Here is a 21,511-nt window from a genome sequence, read left to right as displayed (position 1 = left end):
CGACGTGGCTCCAGCCCCCCACGGCCCGGACACCCCCGTTCCGGGCACCGTCGTGCCCCAGGACGTCCGCGCCCTCGATGTGGATGGCTGCCAGCGCCTCGCGGCGGACGTCCGTGCGTTCCTCATCGACACCGTGCCGAAGACCGGCGGCCATCTGGGCGCCAATCTGGGGACGGTCGAGCTCACCATCGCTCTCCACCGGCACTTCGACTCCCCGCAGGAACGGATCGTCTTCGACACCGGGCACCAGGCGTACACGCACAAGATCCTCACCGGCCGGGCCGCGCGGTTCGGCACCCTCCGCGCGCGCCACGGGCTCTCCGGATTTCCCTCGCGGGCAGAGTCCGAACACGACACCGTCGAGAACAGCCACGCCTCCACCGGACTGGCCTGGGCGCTCGGCATGGTGCTGGGCGGAGCGCGGCGCTCCGTCGCGATCGTCGGGGACGGCGCGCTGACCGGGGGCGTCGCCTTCGAGGCGCTGCACGCGATCGGCGACCGCCGCGCACCGGTGACCGTCGTCTACAACGACAACGGACGCTCGTACGCACCTACACCCGGCCGCCTCACCTTGGGCGAGCCGGGTTCCGAATCCGGCGCGGACGGCTGTGTGTCGACCGCTCCCGGCATGTTCTTCACCGCACTCGGGCTCGCCTACATCGGCCCCGTCGACGGGCACGATTTCACCGCACTCGACGACGCGTTCGGGGCCGCGGCCGCGATCCGCGGCCCGGTCGTCGTACACGTGCGGACCCGCAAGGGTCAGGGCTGGCAGCCCGCGCTGCGGGACGGTGTGAAGCGCCTGCACGACGTGTCCATCCCGGCCGGCCCGACCGGACGCGGATGGGGATCGGTGTTCGGCGACGCGCTCTGCGACCTCGCGGCACGGGACGGCAGGATCCACGCCATCACCGCGGCCATGCCCGACACCCTCGGTCTGCTGGGCTTCCGCGAGCGCTTCCCCGACCGCTACCACGACGTCGGCATCTGCGAGCAGTTGGCGGTCAGCCTTGCGGCCGGCCTCGCCGTGGAAGGCATGCGCCCCGTTTTCGCGGTCGTCTCGACCTTCCTCACCCGGGCCGTCGACCAGGTCCTCTTCGATGTAGCGCTGCACGGGCTGCCCGTCACCTTCGTCGTGGACCGTGCGGGCGTGACCGGCCCCGACGGCCCGTCGCACCACGGGATCTTCGACGTTGGGCTGCTGCGCCTGGTGCCCGGACTCCGGATCTTCTCCCCGGTGACGGAGGACCAGTTGAGGTCGTTGCTCCGCGACGCCGTCGCGCGGGAGTCCGGCCCCGTCGTGATCCGCTACCCCAAGGGAGGGCCGTCGGCGACCCTGCCGGTGGTGCGAGCCACACCCGCCGCCACGCTGTGCCGCCGCGGGACGGACGTCTGCCTGCTGGCACACGGCTCCACGGTGACCACGGCGCTGCGGGCGGCCGAGTTGCTGGACCACCAGCACCACCTGTCCGTTTCCGTGTGGCAGGCCACGCAGATCCACCCCTGCCCCGACGACATCCTCGCCGACTCCGCGCGCTACAAGGTCGTGGCGACCGTGGAAGAACTGATCGCCGGATCAGGACTCGCGGCAGGCATCTACCCGTTCCTCATGCAACGCCCGCAACAGGCGCCCCGAGTCGTCGAGATCGCCCTGCCACCCCGGTTCCTGCCCTGGGGTTCACGGGAGGAGATCCTCGCCGAGTTCGGACCCGGGGTGGACGAAGTGGTCCGCCGGGTGACGAACGCGATGGAAGCGGTGGGACGGTGATGGTGCGGAAGGCGCCCACGGACGAGCCACACCACCCGAGAAAGCCAGGAGCGCACATGCCGGACCTCACCCCGCCAGCCCCCTTCGAAGCGCTCATCTTCGACTGTGACGGAACGCTCGCCGACACGCTGACGGCGCATCAGATGTCCTGGCAGCAGGCGTTCAGCGAGTTCGGCATCGCGATGACGCCCGAGTGGTACCAGGCCCGCGTCGCCCTGAGCGCCGAGGCGCTGGTAGCGGACATGGCACAGGAAACGGGCCGGCGATTGACCTTCCCGGACGTCCTGGCCCGCCAGATCACCTCGTTCACAGAACTCCGCCACCTCGTACGCGGCATTGACCCCGTCATCGCCGTGGCGCGCGCCCACCACGGCCAGGTCCCGCTGGCGGTGGCCTCCAGCGGCACCGCCCAGCTGGTCGCCGCCACGCTGGAGGCCACCGGCGTCGCCGAGCTGTTCGACATTGTGATCACTGCCAGCGATGTGCGGAACAGCAAACCGGCTCCCGACCCCTATCTGACCGCCTGCGCCCGTCTGTCCGTGCGACCGGAGGCGTGCATCGCCTACGAAGACAGCGACGGCGGTATCCAGGCAGCCTCGGCCGCCGGACTGCGCACGATCGACGTCCGGTCCGCTCTGCGAGCCGCCGGCTACCTGCCCGCGCCCAGGCACATATGACGGGTTTCCGGGCAAGGGCTGCGGACGGGACGGGACCCGTCCGCGTGCCGGGCGCACCCGCGGCCGCTCTCGTCCGGCTGCGGATCGCCATCAGCGTCTTCTTCGCGCTGGACGGCTTCCTCTTCGCCGGGTGGGTGGTCCGCATTCCGGCGATCAAGGACCAGACCTCGGCGTCCGCGAGCGCGCTCGGACTGGCGCTGCTCGGCGTGCCGGTCGGCTCGGTCACGACCATGCTGCTGACCGGACGCCTCTGCAGACGGTACGGAAGCCATTCGGTGACCGTCGCCTGCGCCACCTCCATGGCCCTGTCGATCAACCTGCCCCCGCTGACGCACTCGGCCGCCTTGCTCGGCCTCACCCTGCTCGTCTTCGGCGCGGCATACGGAGGGCTGACCGTGGCCTTCAACGCCGCCGCCGTCGACATCGTCGCTGCCTACGGCCGCCCCATCATGCCCACGTTCCACGCCGCCTTCAGCGCGGGCGGACTGATCGGCTCCGGCCTCGGCGCCCTCCTCGCCCCGCACTTGGGGCCGCAGCCGCACCTCGCCGTCCTCTCGCTGCTCGGCCTGGCCGTCACGGCCCTGGCCGGACCCGCGCTGATACGCACCGCGCCCCCGACCGTGGTGCGCGCGGACCCGGCACCGACCGACGGCGGCCCCGCCGGGCAGCGCGGACAAGTTCGGCTGCTCGTCGGTGCCTTCGGCCTCATCGCGCTGTGCACCGCCTACGGTGAGGGAGCCATGGCCGACTGGGGCGCGCTCCACATCCGGCAGGACCTCGGCACGGGGGCCGCCACCGCGGCTGCCGGCTACACGGTGTTCTCGTTCGCGATGATGTCCGCTCGCATCGTCGGCGCCCGCGTGCTGGAGTGGCTGGGACCCGGCGCCGTGGTCTGCGCAGGCGGTCTCGCCGCGACCGCCGGCATGCTCCTCGGCGCCCTGGCACCTGAACTCTGGCTGGTCGCCTGCGGGTACGCCCTCACGGGGCTCGGGCTCGCGAACATCTTCCCCATCGCCGTGGCCGGCGCCGGACGCCTGTCCGGCGCCCAGGGCGTCGCCGTCGCCTCCACACTCGGCTATCTGGGATTCCTGCTCGGTCCACCGGCCATCGGGCTCCTCGCCGATGCCTTCGGGCTTCCCCACGCGCTCACCACGGTGGTGGCTCTGGCCGCTGTGGCGGCACTGCTCGGCGCGACGGTGATGCGATCCGCCAGGTGAACGGGGCGGGCGCGTGGTTCCACCACAGGATGGCCGACAACCGGGGATCACCGGCCTCGGGCGGCGAATTCGCTGCGGGGAAGGGGGGAGGTCAGACGTCGTGCTGCCGGGCAATGGCTCGGGCCGTGCGTGCAGCCTTCTCCTCCGTGTCGGTGAGGGCGCCGCCTCCCACTCCGAACAGGCCCTGGCGAAGGAATACGGCGAGGCCGTGCGCGGCACCGGCAATGCGGAGCAGCAGGTCGTACGCGTCGTCTGCGTCCGAGGTCAACTGTCGGGCGACCGGAAGCAGCAGCCCGGCCACCTCGTCGCCGGCCGAAGCCAGCTCGGCGAACCTGGACTTGTCGAGGCCCGCGTTGAAGGTGATGTCGAACAGGGCCGGCTCCTCAGCGGCGAAGCGGACGTAGGCGGACGCGAAGGACGCCAGTTGCTCCACGGGCTCCTCGCTGCTGCCCACAGCCACCGCGAAGCGGATCCGCTGCTCGCGGTAGCCCCTCGTGGCGAGTTCGGCCAGCAATGTCTCCCGGTCGGCGAAGTGCTTGTACGGCGCCGCGACGCTCACACCCGCCCGGCGGCTCGCCTCGGCCAGGGTGAAACCGTGCGGGCCGCGTTCGGCGACCAGTTCGAGGGCTGCTCGCAGCAGGACATTGCGCAGGTCCCCGTGGTGCCGGCCGCTGGGTCGCCGCTTGACGGGAGAACTCATGGCGCTAAGGTTAACATCACTTACCAGGTGAGAGGTGTTAACCATGGGGGTTGCCATGACCGCTGCCCGTTTCCACCACGTCAGCCTTTCGGTCGCCGACCTGACTGCTCAGGAAGCCTGGTACGGCAACGCTTTCGGGCTCATTCACGTGGACGAGCGCTTGGAGCTGCCCGAGGCGGGCGTCCGTACCGTCGTTCTGAGCGATGCGGCCGGCCTGCGTGTGGAGCTCGTGGAACGACCCGGTTCGAGCCCTGCCGCACACGCTGATCCCTTTGCCGCCACGGCCGTGCAGACCTTCACGCACCTCGCACTTCAAGTCCCGGACCTCGACGCCGCATTCGGCCGTCTGACCGGTGAATGCGGCGCCGCCCCGGTGTCGTTCCCCGCGCCCGGCGCAACCGAAGGCATGCGGTACGCGTACGTCTCCGACCCGGAAGGCAACCTCCTCGAACTGATCGAAACGTCAGGTGACTGACCCTCTGGCCGCACCGTCGCGCAGCGATGATGAGGCCGCCGATCACCTCGTGCCGCTCGGCGTGCAGATCGGCGAACCCCTCGAACACGCCCTCGCAGTCGCCGCTCCGTCCTGAGCGGTGACTGCCCTGTGCCCTGTACGGCGCTGTCCTGTAACTGGTGCACGAAGTGCCGTATCAACTGGTGAGGAAATGACAGCACTTCACCGAGGTGCCGACGGTGCTGACGACCCTGTCACCGGCCGAGGGCGAAGCTGCCCTCGATGACCCAGGTATCGGGCTTGGTGGGAGCGCACTTGGTGGCTTTGGCCGGGGCGGAGAAGTCCTGGGCGTTGGCGCCCGCCCAGCCGACCCGGCGCTCGCCCTGTTCGTCGGAGGGGTAGAAGGTGAGACCGGTCTCCGGGTGCCAGGTGCTTGGCGGTGTGGGCGGGGGATTCTCGCCTGCGGGGACGGTGTAGTGGATGGAGCCGAGGGGCCCGGTCACGGTGACGGCGCCGCCGCCGTCGGTGGTGAGGCAGTCGACGCTCATGTCGACCCGCACGATGTGACCCCCGGGAAACACGTGCTGGACGGTGGCATGCCCGCGGGCCTGCCGGCCGTTGGTGGTACGAGCGTCGACCCGGGCGGTGAGCCGCTCGCCAGGGTTGGGGCCCGGACCGTGCTCGTTGAGGAGGGTCCAGGCGTGCAGGCTCTGATGGCGGGTGATTTCGGCGGCCGGGGCCGCTGAGGCTGTGGTGGTGGTGAGGGCGGTCACGGCGGTGGTGAGCGCGATACCGGCGATGAGCTTTCGCATGGTCGTTCCTCAGGTGGGCCGATGGAGGTTGGCGACGGCGGGTGTGCTCCCTCCGCTGCCGCTGCCTCAAAGATCGCAGTCGGCCCGGGTCCGGACGTCCCCCGCGAGGAGGGACCGGCTCCCCCGCGCGGGGGAGCCGGTTTGAGCAGGGCAGATTGATGACGGCCCGCTGCTGTGGAGCCGGTTCGTGGGTTCCCCGATGAGCAGCCCGGCCCGTGCCGGGGCCGAGTTCATGTCCGGGGCGCCTGCCGCCGATCGGCCTCGGGGTCCTCGACGGGGCCCGGCGTGCCGAAGACGGTGCGCCGGGCCCCAGCGGCCCGCGAGTTACCAGGTGACGGGAATCCCCGCCGACATGATCGCCATCCGGTGGGGGTGCCAGGGCACCTCCGCCGCCGGAACCGCGAGCCGGATGCCGGGCAGACGGTCGAGGAGGACCCGGAAAGCGGTCTCGGAGTGGCGGCGCACCAGATGCGCACCGGGGCAGTGGTGACGGCCGTACCCGAACCGCAGATGCGGATTGGGGGAGCGGGCGGGGTCGAACGCCTCCGGGTCGCGGAACGTGGCCGGGTCGAAGTTGGCCGCGTCCAGCGACAGCAGCACCAGCTCGCCCTCCTTGACGGACGCCTCACCGAGCTCGGCGTCCCGGGTGACGTAGCGCGGGATCGCGTTGCCCAGCACGACGCTGCACCGCAGCAGTTCCTCCACGCACTGCGGCATCGTCTCCGGACGCCCCCGCACCGCGCTCATCACCTCCGGCTTCTGGAGGAGGTTGAACGCCGCCACCCCCAGGAAACTCGCGAAGTCCTCGTAGCCGCTGACGAAGAGGACGGCCACGATGTTCGACAACTGACGCACCGTCAGCCCCTGGTGGCGCTCGTTGAGGTCGGCGAGCCGGTCGATCAGACCGCGCGGTTCGCCGGGGCGGCGGGCGGCCATGTGCTCCTGCATGTAGCGGCGGATCTCCTCCCAGTTGCGGGCGAGTTCCTCCGGTGAGTACGTGACCATCGTCAGATCGACGTCGGCCCGGTGGGCCAGCCAGGCCCGGTCCGCGAAGGGGAGGCCAAGGAGCCGACACATGCACTTCGCGGCGACCCACTCCGCGAAGTGGCGCTGCAGGTCGCCCGGCGCGCCTTCCCGGACCATGGCGTCCAGGCCTTCCCGGGTGGCCTCGGCGACCCAGTTGTCGGGCAGTTCCGGCTGATTGCGGCCGAGCGCCTGGAGCACCTCGTCGCGCAGCCCGGCCTTCTGCAGGTGGTTCATGGCGTCCAGCAGCTCGGGCGCCAGGATCGGCGTGTCCTGCGCCGGGCTGTCGGATTCGCCCAGTACGGAACGGGCGAACGCCCGGTCGCGCAACACGTGTTGAGCCAGCTCGTAGCCGGTCACCAGCCACGCCTCGTCGCCGGAGTTGGTGCTGACCCGGGCCACGGGACAGCGGCCGCGCAGCTCCGCGAGCTCGGGGGCGAGACGGTCGCCGTTGGTGCTGAACGGATAGCGCGGAAGCGGCTCCTCCTGCGGGGTGTCGTCGGTCACGGGTGCCTGCGGTGAGGTCACGGGGTGGGGTCCTCTCTCCTGGGGTCGGGTGCGGCGGAACGGCGTGGTCACCAGCGCACGGGCAGGCATGCCGGGGCGCGCAGCGGGGTCGACTCGTCCCACGGCACCGATTCCGCCGGCACCGCGAGCTCGATGCCGGGCAGCCGATCGAGGAGCACCTCGATCGCGGTGGCGAGCTGCAACCGCGTCAGGTGCCCGCCGGTGCAGGCGTGCGGGCCGTGCCCGAACGCCACGTGCGCGTTGGGCGACCGGGTCAGATCGAGCCGGTCGGGGTCGGTGAACGCCTCCGGGTCTCGGTTGGCCGACGCCGGTACGGGGACGACGGCGTCACCGGCCCGGATGTGCTGCCCGTGCAGCGTGAAGTCCTCCTTGGCAACGAGGATGTTGATGGCGTTCATCAACGGCACGTAGCGCAGCAGCTCCTCCACCGCGGTGCCGAGCCCCGCCGGTTCCTCCCGCAGCCGCCGCAGCTGATCGGGGTGGGTGAGCAGGGCGAGGAAGGCATTGCCGGTGTGCTGCATGTTGGTCTTGTAGCCGGCCATGAGCATGGTGACGATGAAGCTGACGACGTCGTCCCGGGTCAGCTCGCTCCCCGGCCGGCGGCTCTCCGCCAGCAGCAGGTGTACGTAGTCGGTGCCGCCCTCGCCCTCCCGCTCCTTGCGGGAGACGAGCTCCGAGGCGTAGTCCTGCAGCGCGTACAGGGAGGCCAGCACGTCCTCCATCGTCAGCCCCGAGGCGCCGAGCAGGGCGAGGGTGTGCGGCAGGTAGATGTCGCGGTCCTCGTGCGGCAGCCCGACGGTCTCGCACAGCACCCGCAGCGGCAGCGGCTCGACGTACGCGGCGACGAGGTCCGCCGTGTTGTCCCGCGCCCCGGCCACCATGCCGTCGATCAGATCCTCCGCCATGGCCCGGATCCGGGGAGCCATGAATTCCAGCCGCCGCCGTCCGAACAGCGGCAGGACGGCGCGGCGCACCCGCTCGTGGTGCGCCCCGGTCATCTCTAGGAACGTCGGCAGGCACGGTGGCGGCGCGTCGTCCCCCTCGCGGGGCGGCCAGGCCGACAGCAGCGGCCGCTCAAGGCGGGGATCGGCGAACGCGGCGCGCGCGTCCTCGTACCGGCTGAGCAGCCAGGCCGTCTCGCCGTTGGGCAACTGCGCCTTGGCGACGGGCTGTTGGGTGCGCAGCCGGGCGTAGCCACAGGGCGGTCCGGCGGTGCCGGGCTCCACGGCCGGGACCTGGATGACGGTTTCGAGCTCGCTCATGCGGTCGCCTCCGAGAGGCCGGCAGCGGGACGGGGCAGGTAGCCGGAGGTGAAGAAGTACTCCAGGTAGCGGTCGAGGAGGGCGGAGTCGACCGGCGGGCAGTCAAGACCGCTGCCGGCCAGCGCCGCCTCGGCGTTGCGCCGGCCAAGGACCGGGAACGTGTCCTTGAGATACATCTCCTTGACGGACATGTCCGCCGTACGGCTGCGGTCCACGCACAGCGACACGAAGGGCGCCGTGGCGCTCGTCGGATTCCGGGCGACATGGCGCACCAGCTCGCCGACCCACTGCGCGTACGGCAGCGTCCGCAGGGCGAAGCCCGCCGCGCGCATCCGGCCCAGGACGTCCGACAGCATCGCCGGGTGCGGGTTGGTGAGGTGGTAGGTGCGGCCGTCGGCCTGCCGACGGGTGGCGATGTGGACGATCGAGGCGGCGAGGTGGTCCACGGGGACGAAGTCCATCGGCAGCTCGATGTCGGGGGCCAGTCCGGTCTCGGCGATCGTCTTGAACAGGGAGCAGATGGCCGTCTCCGTGTTGCACGTGCCGCGCGTCCGGTCACCCGTCACCTCGTACGGCCGGTACACCGCCACCGGCAGGCCCTGCTCCGCCGCCTGCCGCAGCACCCCTTCGGCGACCCACTTGCTCTCCGCGTAACCCATGGTGAGCCCGTCGGCGTGGGCGAGCGGCCGGTCCTCGTCCACCTCGCGGACCCCGGCCGCGCCCAGCCCGGCGACGACGGCGACGGTCGAGACGAAGTGCACCGGGACCCGGCGCGGTGCGGCGATCCGGACGACCTCCCGGGTGCCGTCCACGTTCGCCGCACGCAACTCCTCGTACGGATAGAGGAAGTTGACCCGGGCGCCGTTGTGGACGACGAGGTCCAGGGTGCGGGACAGTTCGGCGGCGTGGCCGCTCGACAGCCCCAGCGCGGGCTCGGTCAGGTCGCCGGGGAAGCACTCCACCCGCCGCCACGCGGCCTCGTCCGGACGGAGCCCGTAACGTAAGAGCGCGGTGCGCACCCGCCGCTCGGCGTGCGCCCGGTTCGACGCCCGCACCGGGCAGTGGACGCGTGCCTGTGTCGAGCGCAGCAGTCGGTCCAGGAGGAAGGCGCCGACGAACCCCGAGGCGCCCGTGAGCAGGACGTGCCGCGGCTCCTCCGGGTGCGCGGCCGGACCCTCGGCGGGCGGGAGGTCGAAGCCGAGCTCGGCCTCCTTGACGAAGTCGACGGCGGGCTCCGCCGGCTCCACGCCCCCGCGGCGCGCCGCGCGCACGGCCGCCGCGAAGCCCTCCAGCGTGGGCGCGGCCAGCAGCGCCCTGATCAGGCCCGAGCCCAACGCGGCGTCCAGGTCCAGGACGGCGAGGGTGCGGGTGACGGCCTCGGAGGCGAGCAGGGAGTCGCCGCCGAGGTGGAAGAAGTCGTCCCGCGGCGCGGGCCGGACGCGCAGCACCTGCTGCCACACCTCGGCGAGGACGCCGAGCAGGCCCTCCACCTTGACCTCTTCTCCAACTGGGGCCGGGGCCGCCGCTTTGAGCCGGGTGCGGTCGACCTTGCCGCCGCTGGTCACCGGGAAGTGGTCCATCGGCACGAGCACCGGGACGGCCTGCGGCGGCAGCCACTGAGTGCAGTACGCCCGCAGATCCGGCAGTTGCAGGGGCCGGCCGGGCTCGGCGGCGGTGACGTACGCGGTCAGCGCCCCCTCCTCGGCCTCGACGACGGCCTCGCCGACCTCCGGGTGGGACCGCAACCTGGCCTCCACCTCATCCAGTTCGATACGTGCGCCACGCAGCTTCACCTGGCGGTCCAGCCTGCCGCGGTACTCCAGCAGGCCGTCCGCCGTGCGTATCGCGCGGTCGCCGGTCCGGTACAGCAGCCCGCCGGACTCCACCGCGGGCAGCGGGACGAACCGTTCCGCGGTCAGTCGCGGGTCACCGAGGTAGCCCAGGGCCAGACCGTCACCGCCGACGTACAGTTCGCCCTCCTCGCCGGGCGCCGCGACCGAGCCGTCGGCCCGCAGGACATGGCAGGTGGAGGCGCCGAAGGGGCGGCCCAGCGGGACGGCTTCGGCGTCCTCGGGCAGCGGGCGCAGCACATGGGCGGTGGAGACCACCGAATTCTCGGTCGGGCCGTAGAAGTTGACCACCGTGGTGCCCGGACAGGCCGCGAGGACGGCGTTTGCCAGCCGCGGGTCCATCGCCTCGCCGCCGGCCGAGACGAACCGCAGCCCGGACAGCGCCTCGGGGCGGGTGCGGGCGACGAGGTGGAAGACGCTCGTCGTCAGGTACGCGACTGTCACCTCCCGGGCGCTCAGCAGTTGCTCCAGGGCGGTGGGCGAGAGCACTTCCTCCCGGTCGGCGATGACCAGGCACGCACCGGTGAGCAGCGCGCCCCAGATCTCGATCGTCGAGGCGTCGGATGACAGCCCGTAGGCGTGCAGGACCCGGTCGCCCGGCCCCGGCGGCGGCAGCTCCGGCTCGGACAGCACGAGGCGGACCACACCCCGGTGCGGTAACGCCACCGGCTTGGGGCGACCGGTGGTTCCGGAGGTGAACACCACATAGGCGCGGTCGGTCGCGGAGGGGGTGTGAACCGGGGCGGAGCGCCGCGCCGGGGCACTGCTCCCCTCGTCGCCGAGGGCGATGCTCACGCGCAGCCCGCGCACCGGGCGTGCGCTGTCCGGCAGGGTGACGGCGGCACGCAGACCGGCGTCCTCGGCCATGGCCCGCAGCCGGGCCGGCGGCAGGTCCTCGTCGAGCGGTACGTACGCGCAACCGGCCTTGAGGATGCCGAGCAGCGCGACCAGCGCCTCCAGCGAGCGGCTGCCGCACACGCCCACCAGCTCGCCCGGCTCGACGCCCCGCGCGTGCAGGCGCGCCGCCAAGGCATCGGAGCGGGCGTCGAGTTGTTCGTAGGTCAGGGTGCGCTCCGCGTGCCGGGCCGCGAGGGCGGCCGGCCGGGCGGCGGCCTGCGCCGCGAACAGCTCGGGTATGCACCGGTCCCGCGGGTAGCCGGCCGCGGCGGTGCCCTCCGCCGGGATCACGGGGCGGGGGAGCGGCTGTAACGAAACGTCCATGTCGGTCATCAGGTCCTTCTGACTCGTGCTGCGTGCGGCTTGCGCTTCTCGACTCCGTGCGGTCAGCCGGCGTCGGCTCCTGCGTTCGCCGCGGGGTTGGCGAAGTCGGCCGCGAAGGCGGCGAAGTCGGCGGTGCGCCAGCGCTGCGGGCGCATGCGGAACGCGATGTCGTCCTTGAGCTGGTCCACGGTGCTCGCCAGGTAGTCGCGGGCCTCCTCGGGGTCCAGATAGCGCTGGGCCAGGGCCTCGCGGACGGCCGGGTCGAGGGGGTCCTCGATCGCGGTGACCGGGCCCTCGACGCTGACGTAGCGGTACGGCCGCCGCTCGTCCTGCACGCAGAGGCTGAACCGCCCTGCGGCGCGCAGTAATTGGGCCTTGACCGTCTCGCGGCCGGTCTGGACGACGATCTCGCCCCCGGGCTCGTAGGCGTACCAGACCGGCACCACCAAGGGCGCGCGGTCGCCGCGCCGGGGATCGGTGACGCCCAGGACGCCGATGCGCGGGGCGGCCAGGAATTGTTCGCGCTCGTCGTGCGGCATGGCGGGCAGCATGCGGTGGCTCCTGTTCGGGTGGTGATGAGGCGCTGTTGCGCAGGTGTCTCCGGCAGAACAATCTTGGAAACGAAGGCATCACTCCCCGGCGGAATGCCCAACGAACCCATGTTTTGCGCCGACTTGGGGGGTGGCGCGACCGGTGTGGACCGGCCACTTTGGGTGGGTGGGAGGCCAGGGGTTACCGGCGGTTGATCAAGAACGGAGCGGTCCCTGAACGTTGGCGGGTGTGCGGCCGGGGGAGGGGATCGAGCCGTCGCCAACTGGCCGATGATCACTACTTGTCAGTACGCGTGACGCTGTGCGCCGGGAGGGTGCGCCGGTTCACACCAGGTGGCTCAGGTGCTTGAGGTGGCGCAGCGGAGACGGGGCGTCCAGCAAGCCCGTTCACCGGCCGGAGGTGAATGGAGCTGGTGTCCTTCCGCAGCGGCCGACGCTGCACGTGCTGCACACCCGTACCGGCCGACCGGTCCGCCCGAATTCCGCGCACCACACATGTGGTTGCACCGCGACGGCGAGAGACTGTCCTCCGTGGACCTGTTGGACTGCGGCTGCGTGTCGCTGCCCGGGACAGTGGGTGGTTGGGTTTCTGGTCCGGCGTTGCCGACGATGTCGCCGCGCGTCTCGGTACCACTGTGCGAACCCACACGATGGGTGCCGGACCTGGCCGATACCGCGGGCAAGCCACAGCCTGCACTCTCATGCCGCTGAGCGAATGCAGTCGTGACGGACTCGTGGTGGAGCCGCACCGGGTTCCCTGCGAGCGCGCCACACGGCGGACGTTCAACTGCGACAGCCGGGGAGTTACCTGATCGTGAAGGCCGGGGTCGGCCCTGCCTGTCACCGGCCGGATGGATCTCCGTGGGCCCGCCGTCGGACGTCCTTGAGGCGGCCGGTCACCACCAGGTTGCCGTCCGGGGTGCGCCGGGCGAGGTCGCCGGTGCGGAAGTAGCCGTCGGTGGTGAAGGAGCGTGCGTTGTGGTCGGGCGCCCGGTAGTAGCCCCGGGGGGTGTACGGACCACGGGCGAGGAGTTCGCCGGACTCCCCGTCGGGCACGTCCTTGCCGTCGACGTCGACAATGAGGATCTCATCGTCGGGCGAGAGCGGGCGGCCCTGCGTGGTGAGCACGGTCTCGTCCGGATCGTCGGGCCGGGTGAGAGTGAGCAACCCCTCAGCCACGCCGAAGACCTGTTGCAGACGACAGCCGAGTTCGGGGCCGATCCGTTCGGCGGTCACCCGGTGCAAGGGTGCGCCGCCGGTCTGCAGGAGACGCAGACTGCTCAAGTCGGCCTGGACCGTGGGAAGTACGTCGAGCCAGAGCTGGGCGACGGCGGGCACCACCGATGTGATGGTGACCCGCTCCCGTTCGATGACAGGAAGGCATTCGGCGGGTCCCGGGTCCTCGACCAGGACGACGGTGCCGCCGACGGAGAGGGTACCGACGATGCCGGGGCAGCCGAAGGTGAAGTTGAACTCGGCGGGCAGCGCGGCGAGATACACGTCGGTCTCGGTGAGCGACACCATCTCGGCGGTGGCCCGCGCCTGGTAGGCGTAGTCGTTGTGGGTGCGCGGAATGAGCTTGGGCGCATCGGTGGTACGGCCGGAGAGCAGGAGGAACGCCACCTGGTCGGCGCTCTGTGCAAGCGCCGGCACGGGCGGGGCGTCGATGGAGCCCAGTGGGAAGTAGTGGCAGCCCGACGGGTCGGTCGTCATGCCGCCGTACGGGGACGAGGCGCCGGGCTCCTCATGGGTGAACACCCGCCGCAGGAAGGGCCCTTGGGCCGCGATGTCCGCGGCCATCGCCATGTGGTCGAAGCCCTGGTACGCCGAGGGACCGACGTAGCCGACGGCCTGGGTGACCCGCACGAGGTCGGACACCTCGGACGCGCGGTGCGAGAGGGGGCAGAACACGGGGACCGCGCCGAGGCGCATCAACGCGAACACGGTGATGACGAACTCGGGGACGTTCGGTAGCTGGACGACGACCCGTTGCCCTGGCCGGAGGCCGCGCAGCCGGAATCCGGCGGCCGTGCGGTCCACGCGCCGGTTCAGCGCCGCGTACGTGATGCGGGTGCCGCCGTGCACGAGCGCGGTGCGCGGTCCGTACTGCAGGGCCCAGCCGCGCAGCAGATTGTCCAGCGTATGGCCACGCCAGTGCCCGGCCGCCCAGTAGCGGCCGACGAACTCCTCGGGCCAGGGAGTGCAGCCGTCGAGCATGGATGTCATTCGCTTCCTTCTGTACCGGTTCCTGGACTGACAGCCGTGCGGGGCGTGTCTCGCCGTGACGGGGCGGGGGTGGCGCTGATCTCAACGACCGCCGTGTCGACCTGGCCAACCCAATCTGTCAACACCCCTTATACGCAATGCGCTTTCCAAACCATGAATGCTGATCCCCCTCAGCAGAAGGCCCAAGGAGCGCCGCTGACCTGGAGGAATGGCCGGGCATAATCCCACCGGGCCTCGCGCCATGGCGAAACCTCGTTGACGTTGCGGCCCTGACCGGGCGCGTCACATAGGTAGAGGTCTGGATACGCGACCCCTCGGACATGCCCTGGACCCGTCGGGTTGGACGACGGGGTTCGGGAGGCCCTGATATGCGCGCCGCTCCCGCCATGGGACAGCGGCAGCGACTGGAACGGTTGCGGTGCAGCCCAGAGCTTTGGTGGCCCAGGGCCACGAGCGAGCCCGACGAACGGGGCCTGGCACATGCCCGTGGCCGCCCGCAGTCGGTCAATGACACGTGGGCAGCGACGCATCGGATGCCTGCCCACCTGCTCCCGTGTCCTGATGATGAGTAGACAACGAACACGTCACTGAACACGACGGGCACCCCGGGGAGCGCGCAGCGCAGGGCGTTGTCAGTGGGCACGGCGATGATGGCCTGATGGATGATCTCGCTGTACTGCGCTTTTGCGGTTGTTGCGGCGCGAAGAGAGCGGCGCGTGAATGGTTCGCGGTTCCGGCCGCAGGCTGTAGGGGTCGGCGGCCGGGATCCGGATTACTGGGCCTTGCTCAACGCCTTGCGCACCGCCGCGGCGACCGCCTTGTTGCTGGTGATAACCGGGATGCGGGCCGCCGATTCGATCTCGTCAACCGCCTCCAGCGCCCGGAAGTTCGTACACGAGATGAAGAGCACCTCGGGACGGGCTCGCTCGATCAGTTTCAGTGCGCGGTCAGCGATCTCCCGCGGAGTCGGCTCGGCGAGGCGGAAGCAGTCCTCGATGCCGAAGCCCTCGACATCCAGGATCTCCAGGCCACCGCTGCTCAGGCTGCTCCGAATGTTGGCGTTGAGCTCGTCCACGTACGGCGTCAGCACCGCGACACGGTGACGACCGGTCGCGGAGATCGCGGCGCTCACCGACGCGATCGTGCTGACCGCACGGCTTTGAGTGCGATCCGCAATCCTCGCGCAGAGGTCCCGGTCGTAGTCCGGCCCGCGCAGCGCACCGGCGCTGGTGCAGCCGAATACGGTGACGGCCGGCCGCAGCGACGCGATGTCCTCGATGGCCTGGGGCAGATAGGTGTCGAGCATCGCAGCCTCGGCGTCCTTGCTCGTCTCGACGAGGTGCATCCGCGCGGAGTGCAGGTCGGCGACGTCCGCGAGGCTGCTCCGCAGGTCTCGCTCCATGACCGTGTTCGAGGACGGGATGAGCAGGCCCACGCGGGGCAGAGAGGGCGTTTCGGTGGTCGGCATCGTGCTGTCCTTTCGCAGAGCGTGGCAGAGCGTGTTGGCGCGTCCCCCTGATGCGCCAGTGTCCGGGGCGGAGCAGGCGAGTCAAGGGGTGTGTGCTGCTCCGCTCAGCATGCGCGGACCGCAGTTGTTGAGCCGGAACCCGTTCTCGCGTACGCGGCAACGGTGGCGGCCTGGGCTCATGTGGGTGTCATGAGCACCTTGTATTCGGTGCGCTGCATGCTGTGCTGGAGGGCCGGGGCTGCGATGGACGCGGACTGCCCCTGGCGCCGGTCCTTCAGGCTGGTGCCGAGCACATGCGCACGGCGCATCCGGACGCCAGAGTGGGCAGCCCTGCCAGGTGAGTTCTGGGGTTCTGAAGCACGGGGTCGAAGGTGAGAGGCCGCCGCCATGCCGGGCGACGGCCTCTCTCGGTTTCGGCGCAGCGGCCGGGTCCTACGGCTGCGGCCAGGCAACGCTGGTCTCGGCGGGCTGGTCGTAGTCGACGCCCTCAATACCCCAGCCGTACAGTTCGCGGATTTGGTTGATGAACCAGTTGGCTCCGGCCGCCGAGCGTGCGAGCCCGTTCTGCGGGTCGGACCACAGTTCGCGGACTTGGTCCTGCACGTGCGGGTCGAGTTCCCAGCGGTCGAGGCGGATTCGGCCCTCGTCGTCCGTGACGAGAGGGGTGGTGTCGGTGAGCTGGTCCCACAGGTCCTGCGCCTGTTGGGCGGTGGTGCGGAAGTCCTCTCCCAGGACGGTGCGGAGGAAGGTGGTGTACAGGGCGATGGAGGGGATGGCGCTGGAGGCCTGGGTGACGGCGGCACCGGCGACGACGGTGAAGGCCCGGCCCCTGTCGGCGAGTACGCCGGTATTCAGGTCCCGGCCGGTGCGCTCCAGGTGTTCCTTGGCGGCGCCGATGGTGCCCTGGCGGTAGATCGGGGCGGTCAGCTCGGAGCCGATGTAGGTCAGTGCGGCGGTGGTGAAGCCGTCTGCGAGCAGGTCCCGTTCGGCGAGGGCCTCGACCCACAGCTGCCAGTCGGCGCCGCCCATGACCTGCTCGGTCGCATGCTTCTCCGGTGCGGTGGCGGGCTCCAGGTGGACGCTGGTGACCTGGGGGGTGTCGTCGCTGAAGTCCAGTGCCGGTGCCTCGTAGGGCCGGCCGAGGGGTTTGATCACCGAGTGGTGGACGGTGCCGGTCGCCGGGTCGGTACGGCGTGGGGCGGCCAGGCTGTAGATGAGGTAGTCGACCTTCCCGTACCGCTCCTGCATCAGGTCCAGCACCTCGTCCTTGCCCTTGTCGGAGAAGGCGTCGGTGTTGACGAACACGAAGTCGCGTGCGGTCTCGTCGGCGAGGCGGGCCGCGGCGGCGGTGCGGTACCAGCCGGCGCCGGCGGTGCGCCGCCCGGTCTCAGGGGCCTCGTAGGCGACGCCGACGCCGCGGATGCCGTGCTGGCGCAGCCCGGTCAGGAGTGTGGCCAGGCCGTAGCCCGCGCTGTGGCCGAGCAGCAGCACTACGGGGCTGCTGCCGTCGGGGCGTGCGGGGATCTGCTCCCACATCCGGGCGACCGTCGTGGCGGAGCCGGTGGGGTGGGAGTTGACGATCAGAAAGCCGCGCTGCTTCGGGTCTATCTGCCGGAGGCTCACGGGGTGGGGTCCGTTCCGCTGGAGGAGGTGAGGCGGGCGAGGAGGTGGCGTACGTCGGCCACGGTGTGCGGGCGGCCGGTCTCCTCGTCCGGGATGGTGAGGGCCAGGCCCTGTTCCAGGGTGGTGACGAGCTCGGCCAGGGCCAGGCTGTCGATACCGAGGTCGCGTTCCAGATGTCCGTTGCCCATGATCGTATCGGGCGCTCGTGGTGGTGGCAGTTGCGAGCGCGGTACGGAGAATCTGCTCGGTGGTTGTTGTATCCGGCATTGACGGCTCCCCGTGGTCAGTGGGCGGTCGGGGCGTGGCTGGGCGCATGACGGACCTCACTGACCGCCAGGTGCGCATCCTGCGGTCCGCCCGTGAATGGGCTCGCGATGGGTTGCGGAGCAACGGGTGTCCCCCCGCTCCGCGAGCTCGGCACTGTGGTCGGCGGTTCCAACTCCTCGTCGATTTGTCCCGCCAGTGAACTGCCGAGCGTGCTGCTCATGGACGTCGTGTCCACGCTGGTCGACAGAGCAGGGCTCCAACAGGCCTGTGCATCAGAGGTGTTGTCCACCCGAAGCGGCTGTAGCCGACTTCCGGGTGTGTGCTCGATGCGGTTCGAGCTTGAGGGATCGGAGGTCGGCGCGGCAGGTGGTGGTGCGTCGTCTGCTACCGAGGCCAGGGTTCTGGAGACGCTGCCCGGGTTGTTTCCCACGAACACTCGGCGTTTCCGAAGACCCGGCCGGGAGGGGACCGTAATTTGGGTGACTCGTCGAACAACTTCGCTCCGGCGCCGGGCCCATGGGGCGAGGCTGGGGAGTCCGCTCCCTGGGCACGCTCCCAAGGCCCCTGCGGCCGCACCAGAGTGGCCGTGGTTTCCGGGGCGCGACGGACGACTGTGTCAACCGGAGGTCATCATCGGTATGTCACGAATCAGCAGGCGCCTCGCCGTGGCCGGTGCGGTACTGACGGCGGTGGCCGTCGTCGCGTCCCCGGCGGGGGCGGGTTCGGCGCTGGCGGGGACGGGGTGTTTCGACCGGGCGAGAGAGCCCTACACCTCGCAGGTCGACAGCCATCTGCACTTCCGCCCGTTCGGCGGGCAGGCGATTCCGTTCGAGGAACTCACCGGGTATCTGCACAAGAGCGGTGTGCGGCACGCGAGCATGTACGGCATCGGGCAGATGTTGCCGGTGACCTCCAACTGCACGTACTACCTGGACTGTCCCGGCACTCCTGTGGTGCCGAGCATGAAGAACGACTTCGCCAACGCCGAGAATTATGTGGAGACCAAGCCCAAGGACCCCGAACTCGCGGTTTCCATGACCTTCATGGACCTGAACCACCCGGAGACCATCCCACCCGGAATCGCCCTCTACGACAAGGAGTTCCCGGGGGTGTTCCGGTGGGCGGGGGAGGTGAACCTCGTCAAGCAGGCGCTGTTCCCCAACCACCACACGCCCGCGACGAGTGAGAACATCAAGAACTGGGCGCCCTTCATGAAGGTGCTGCGCGACCGCGGGATTCCGATCACCATCCACTCGGATCTCGGGAGCAATGCGGACCAGACGAAGTATCTCCATCTGATGGAGGAGACCCTTCGGCTGTACCCGGGGAACAAGATCGTGTGGGCGCATATGGGCCTGTCCAAGGAGCTCACCACCATGGATCCCGACCGGCACATCGGGATCATGAAGAGGCTCCTGGACGAGGACCCCGATCTCACGCTGGACCTCAGCTGGCGGGTGCTGGAAGACAGCTACTTCAGCAAGCCGGGAGTCAGGCAGAAGTACGCCGAGTTCTTCGACCGGTATCCGACCAGGGCCATTCCCGGGACGGACTTCGTGGCCTCGCGCGACAAGGACTTCCACGTCTATGAGCAAGAGCTTGAGGTCACCAGCCGGATCAACAAGGCATTGGGCGATCGGGCCTTCCGTGACATTGCCCTCGGGGAGAACTACTACCGCCTGCTCGGCCTGAAGGAGAGCGCGCCGGAGGTGTGCAGGCCGAGGTGACTCGGGGGACCGACAACTGGCCTTGGGCGGCCGGGTGTTGAAGGCCATCGGCGGAAGGCGAGGCGATGGACGCCTTCCGCCGCGCGGCAACCGACCTGGCTGAGTGCTTCACCGTGTGATTCGTGTTGGGTCCAGGGTTGGGTTCGGGGCCGGTTTGGGTGGCTTCGCCGGCGAGGCGGCGGGCCATGAGGCCGATCATCGCGAGGCGGGTCATGGCCTCGGAGCGGTGCGGATGGGTCTCGTAGTAACGGGTGAGTCTGCGGTGGTGCATGAGCCCGCCGATGCTTCGCTCGCTGGTCCAGCAGGGCCTGGATGATGCTGTTCGGAGCTGGAGCTGGAGGTGGTCGAACAGCATGGCACGGACCTGGACACCGCGTCGCTCGCTGTGGCGGGCGGTGGAGCAAGTCGCGCCCCGGGCCGTAGTGATGAGCGCGGCCGCGCTGGTGGCGTCGCCCGCCCGGCCTACTCGCCGAGCACCTCAAGGCAATCATGCCCATCAGGGCCGCCAAGCCCGCCGAGATCCGCGAAGCACTGCGCGGTGGCAGGACCATCCACCGCGGGCAGGGGGGCGGGGGCGCCGAGCACGCGCTCCACCCCCTGGTTAGAACACCTCTAGCGTCTTGTCGCCGCCGGGAACGGGTAACGGTAACGAAGGTAGAAGCCCGCCCCGGGAACACCGGCTGCGTCGCCGTGCAGGCGCCTGCGTCTGCCGGAATGCCAATGCGCGGCAGAGTCGAACATTCGGTCGAGGCTAAATCGAGCCGGAAGGGGCGGGCCCGGCGGCGCTGGGGGCCACGGGACCGCAGTTCCGGACACCTCGCGCGCCCGGACGCGCCGACGGCCGCGGCACCGCGCCTGTGGATCTTGGCCCCAAAGATCAAGGAACGGTGCCCCGGGGACGTGGGGCGCCCCGGGAACGCGCCCGCCAGGATGAGATCAAAACGCCTGGTCAGCGGCGTCTGTCCGGTTCTCACCAGGTGGCGAGTTCGGCTCGGTGATCATTTGCCGCCGGATGCGTAGCGTCACCGGTCTGCGACGCAGGGAGGGTCTGAAGAGCATGGGAAATGCCAGCGCCAGGAACGATGTGGGAACGGCCTACATCAACGACGTATTCATGCGGCATCCGCTGACCACGCGGAATCAAGAGGAACTCGAAATCGCCGCCAGGGCCGCCGGCATCCTGCAGCGGAACCAACTGCGGAACGTACTCAAGCGGACCCCCCAGAAGGGGGGTAAGCAGATCGACCCGATCGGGTTCTCCCTGAACAAGGTGCGCTACGGCGACTTCCCATCGGAAGAGCCGACCGCGCACGAGCGGGGCTGGCTCGCCTACATGAATGTCGGCGTACCGGTCGTCGAAGAACGCGGCGATATCCAGCAGCCGCCTCCCGACATGATCTCCAAGCAGACGTACATCAATGGCACCGACCCGATCAAAATCACTGTGACGGACACGGTCGAATTCTCGATTTCGAACACGATCAGCTGGTCGCTCCAAGGGGAGGTGAAGCTCACCTTCGGGGCGAAGTCCACCGCATCGCTCCAGCAGCAGCTCCAGAAGAGCATGGAGATGAAGCAGTACCAGAAGACCACCCTGCTCAACAGCAAGGACAACCAGGGCGTCAACACGGAGTCCCAGACGGAAGCGACGAGCAACACCCAAGCCACGAGTTCCGTCACCGGCACCGGGGAGTTGTGGGGAGAGCTGCTGCTCGGGATCACCGGCTCCGTCAGCGGCTCGCTGACCACCGAATGGAAGCACCAGTCGTCGGTCAGCTTCGAAATCGCCAGCCGGGCGGACGTCATGGCCACGACGCGGCGTCAGATTCGCCAGTTCGACTATGAATTCCCCGTCACTTTCGGCGGCTGGGTCGCTTTGTACTATCCCGAGCCGGTGGAGGTCAAGGAGACTGCGAAGCAGGGCGCCGACCCGAAGTACTCCCGGGTCATCGCGTGGAAACTCGGCGAGGCCTCCGCCGATAACAGCCGCTTCGACCTGGCTGACCAAGGAAAGCGGTTCCTGCAGAAGGGGACGGCCGAAATCGTCGCTGTCCGTACCGGAGAACACCGGGTTTTCCAGCCGGAAGTACTCGACTACCAGAACCAGAAGCAGCCCCTCTAAGGGGTCGGGAGGAAA

18 protein-coding genes and 1 pseudogene are annotated in these 21,511 nt (G+C 70.0%); 7 read left to right on the top strand and 12 right to left on the bottom strand.

The window, feature by feature from the left end; translation table 11 throughout:
• Positions 1–4 precede the first annotated feature (4 nt).
• The 3 genes from ACIQ8J_RS18920 to ACIQ8J_RS18910 are packed head-to-tail and all read left to right on the top strand — an operon-like array spanning position 5 to position 3,662.
• On the top strand, positions 5–1,768 hold the full coding sequence (locus tag ACIQ8J_RS18920) for a 1-deoxy-D-xylulose-5-phosphate synthase (RefSeq protein WP_403273167.1): 1,764 nt from the start codon (positions 5–7) through the stop codon (positions 1,766–1,768).
• A 56-nt stretch (positions 1,769–1,824) separates the two neighbouring features.
• On the top strand, positions 1,825–2,445 hold the full coding sequence (locus ACIQ8J_RS18915) for an HAD family hydrolase (RefSeq protein ID WP_403273168.1): 621 nt from the start codon (positions 1,825–1,827) through the stop codon (positions 2,443–2,445).
• 44 nt (positions 2,446–2,489) lie between these two features.
• Positions 2,490–3,662, top strand: a complete 1,173-nt coding sequence (locus tag ACIQ8J_RS18910; RefSeq protein ID WP_403273170.1) for an MFS transporter — start codon at positions 2,490–2,492, stop codon at positions 3,660–3,662.
• 91 nt (positions 3,663–3,753) lie between these two features.
• On the opposite strand, the gene ACIQ8J_RS18905 is transcribed toward ACIQ8J_RS18910, so the two are convergent.
• Entirely contained in the window at positions 3,754–4,362 is a 609-nt protein-coding gene (locus ACIQ8J_RS18905; protein WP_403273172.1) for a TetR/AcrR family transcriptional regulator, read from the bottom strand.
• 55 nt (positions 4,363–4,417) lie between these two features.
• Between ACIQ8J_RS18905 and ACIQ8J_RS18900 the strand changes: the two genes are divergently transcribed.
• The gene (locus ACIQ8J_RS18900) at positions 4,418–4,837 is read left to right on the top strand and encodes a VOC family protein (RefSeq protein WP_403607869.1); all 420 of its coding nucleotides are present in this window, start codon (positions 4,418–4,420) and stop codon (positions 4,835–4,837) included.
• Positions 4,830–4,952: a hypothetical protein gene (locus tag ACIQ8J_RS18895; protein ID WP_403273173.1), complete on the top strand. Its 123-nt coding sequence runs from the start codon at positions 4,830–4,832 to the stop codon at positions 4,950–4,952. Before ACIQ8J_RS18900 ends, ACIQ8J_RS18895 begins: the two co-directional genes overlap by 8 nt.
• Before the next feature lie 118 nt (positions 4,953–5,070).
• Here the strand turns inward: ACIQ8J_RS18895 and ACIQ8J_RS18890 are convergent, their stop codons facing one another.
• The 10 genes from ACIQ8J_RS18890 to ACIQ8J_RS18845 form a co-directional block, all read right to left on the bottom strand.
• The gene (locus ACIQ8J_RS18890) at positions 5,071–5,628 is read right to left on the bottom strand and encodes a hypothetical protein (RefSeq protein ID WP_403273174.1); all 558 of its coding nucleotides are present in this window, start codon (positions 5,626–5,628) and stop codon (positions 5,071–5,073) included.
• 324 nt (positions 5,629–5,952) lie between these two features.
• On the bottom strand, positions 5,953–7,179 hold the full coding sequence (locus ACIQ8J_RS18885; protein WP_403273176.1) for a cytochrome P450: 1,227 nt from the start codon (positions 7,177–7,179) through the stop codon (positions 5,953–5,955).
• 47 nt (positions 7,180–7,226) lie between these two features.
• Positions 7,227–8,441, bottom strand: a complete 1,215-nt coding sequence (locus ACIQ8J_RS18880; RefSeq protein WP_403273178.1) for a cytochrome P450 — start codon at positions 8,439–8,441, stop codon at positions 7,227–7,229.
• Positions 8,438–11,512, bottom strand: coding sequence for an amino acid adenylation domain-containing protein (locus ACIQ8J_RS18875; RefSeq protein WP_403273179.1), 3,075 nt, complete (start codon positions 11,510–11,512; stop codon positions 8,438–8,440). The genes ACIQ8J_RS18880 and ACIQ8J_RS18875 overlap by 4 nt, the downstream gene beginning before the upstream one ends.
• Positions 11,513–11,574: 62 nt before the next feature.
• Positions 11,575–12,063: a pyridoxamine 5'-phosphate oxidase family protein gene (locus ACIQ8J_RS18870; protein WP_403273180.1), complete on the bottom strand. Its 489-nt coding sequence runs from the start codon at positions 12,061–12,063 to the stop codon at positions 11,575–11,577.
• An 840-nt stretch (positions 12,064–12,903) separates the two neighbouring features.
• Positions 12,904–14,289 carry a (2,3-dihydroxybenzoyl)adenylate synthase gene (locus ACIQ8J_RS18865; RefSeq protein ID WP_403273181.1) on the bottom strand — a complete coding sequence of 462 codons (1,386 nt, stop codon included), beginning with the start codon at positions 14,287–14,289 and terminating at the stop codon, positions 12,904–12,906.
• Positions 14,290–15,061: 772 nt separating this feature from the next.
• Positions 15,062–15,757 (bottom strand): hypothetical protein, encoded by a 696-nt coding sequence (locus ACIQ8J_RS18860; protein ID WP_403273182.1) that lies wholly within the window; start codon positions 15,755–15,757, stop codon positions 15,062–15,064.
• 176 nt (positions 15,758–15,933) lie between these two features.
• The gene (locus ACIQ8J_RS18855; protein ID WP_403273183.1) at positions 15,934–16,065 is read right to left on the bottom strand and encodes a hypothetical protein; all 132 of its coding nucleotides are present in this window, start codon (positions 16,063–16,065) and stop codon (positions 15,934–15,936) included.
• Positions 16,066–16,189: 124 nt separating this feature from the next.
• Complete coding sequence (locus tag ACIQ8J_RS18850) at positions 16,190–17,380, bottom strand: enoyl-[acyl-carrier-protein] reductase FabV (protein ID WP_403273184.1); 1,191 nt, start codon at positions 17,378–17,380, stop codon at positions 16,190–16,192.
• Positions 17,377–17,568, bottom strand: a complete 192-nt coding sequence (locus ACIQ8J_RS18845; protein ID WP_403273185.1) for a phosphopantetheine-binding protein — start codon at positions 17,566–17,568, stop codon at positions 17,377–17,379. Before ACIQ8J_RS18845 ends, ACIQ8J_RS18850 begins: the two co-directional genes overlap by 4 nt.
• A 717-nt stretch (positions 17,569–18,285) precedes the next feature.
• Between ACIQ8J_RS18845 and ACIQ8J_RS18840 the strand changes: the two genes are divergently transcribed.
• Entirely contained in the window at positions 18,286–19,374 is a 1,089-nt protein-coding gene (locus ACIQ8J_RS18840) for an amidohydrolase family protein (protein ID WP_403273187.1), read from the top strand.
• 157 nt (positions 19,375–19,531) lie between these two features.
• Here the strand turns inward: ACIQ8J_RS18840 and ACIQ8J_RS18835 are convergent.
• A pseudogene (locus tag ACIQ8J_RS18835) lies at positions 19,532–19,675 on the bottom strand (IS5/IS1182 family transposase); the annotation flags it as partial.
• Positions 19,676–20,431: 756 nt separating this feature from the next.
• On the opposite strand from ACIQ8J_RS18835, the gene ACIQ8J_RS18830 reads away from it, so the two are divergent.
• Positions 20,432–21,496 carry a gluconolaconase gene (locus ACIQ8J_RS18830; protein ID WP_403273188.1) on the top strand — a complete coding sequence of 355 codons (1,065 nt, stop codon included), beginning with the start codon at positions 20,432–20,434 and terminating at the stop codon, positions 21,494–21,496.
• Positions 21,497–21,511: the final 15 nt, after the last annotated feature.

It is taken from the genome of Streptomyces sp. NPDC094147 (assembly GCF_044764265.1).
Taxonomy (GTDB): Bacteria; Actinomycetota; Actinomycetes; order Streptomycetales; family Streptomycetaceae; genus Streptomyces.
Note: the sequence above shows the minus strand (reverse complement) of the source record. Positions and strands in the feature narration are given on the sequence as shown.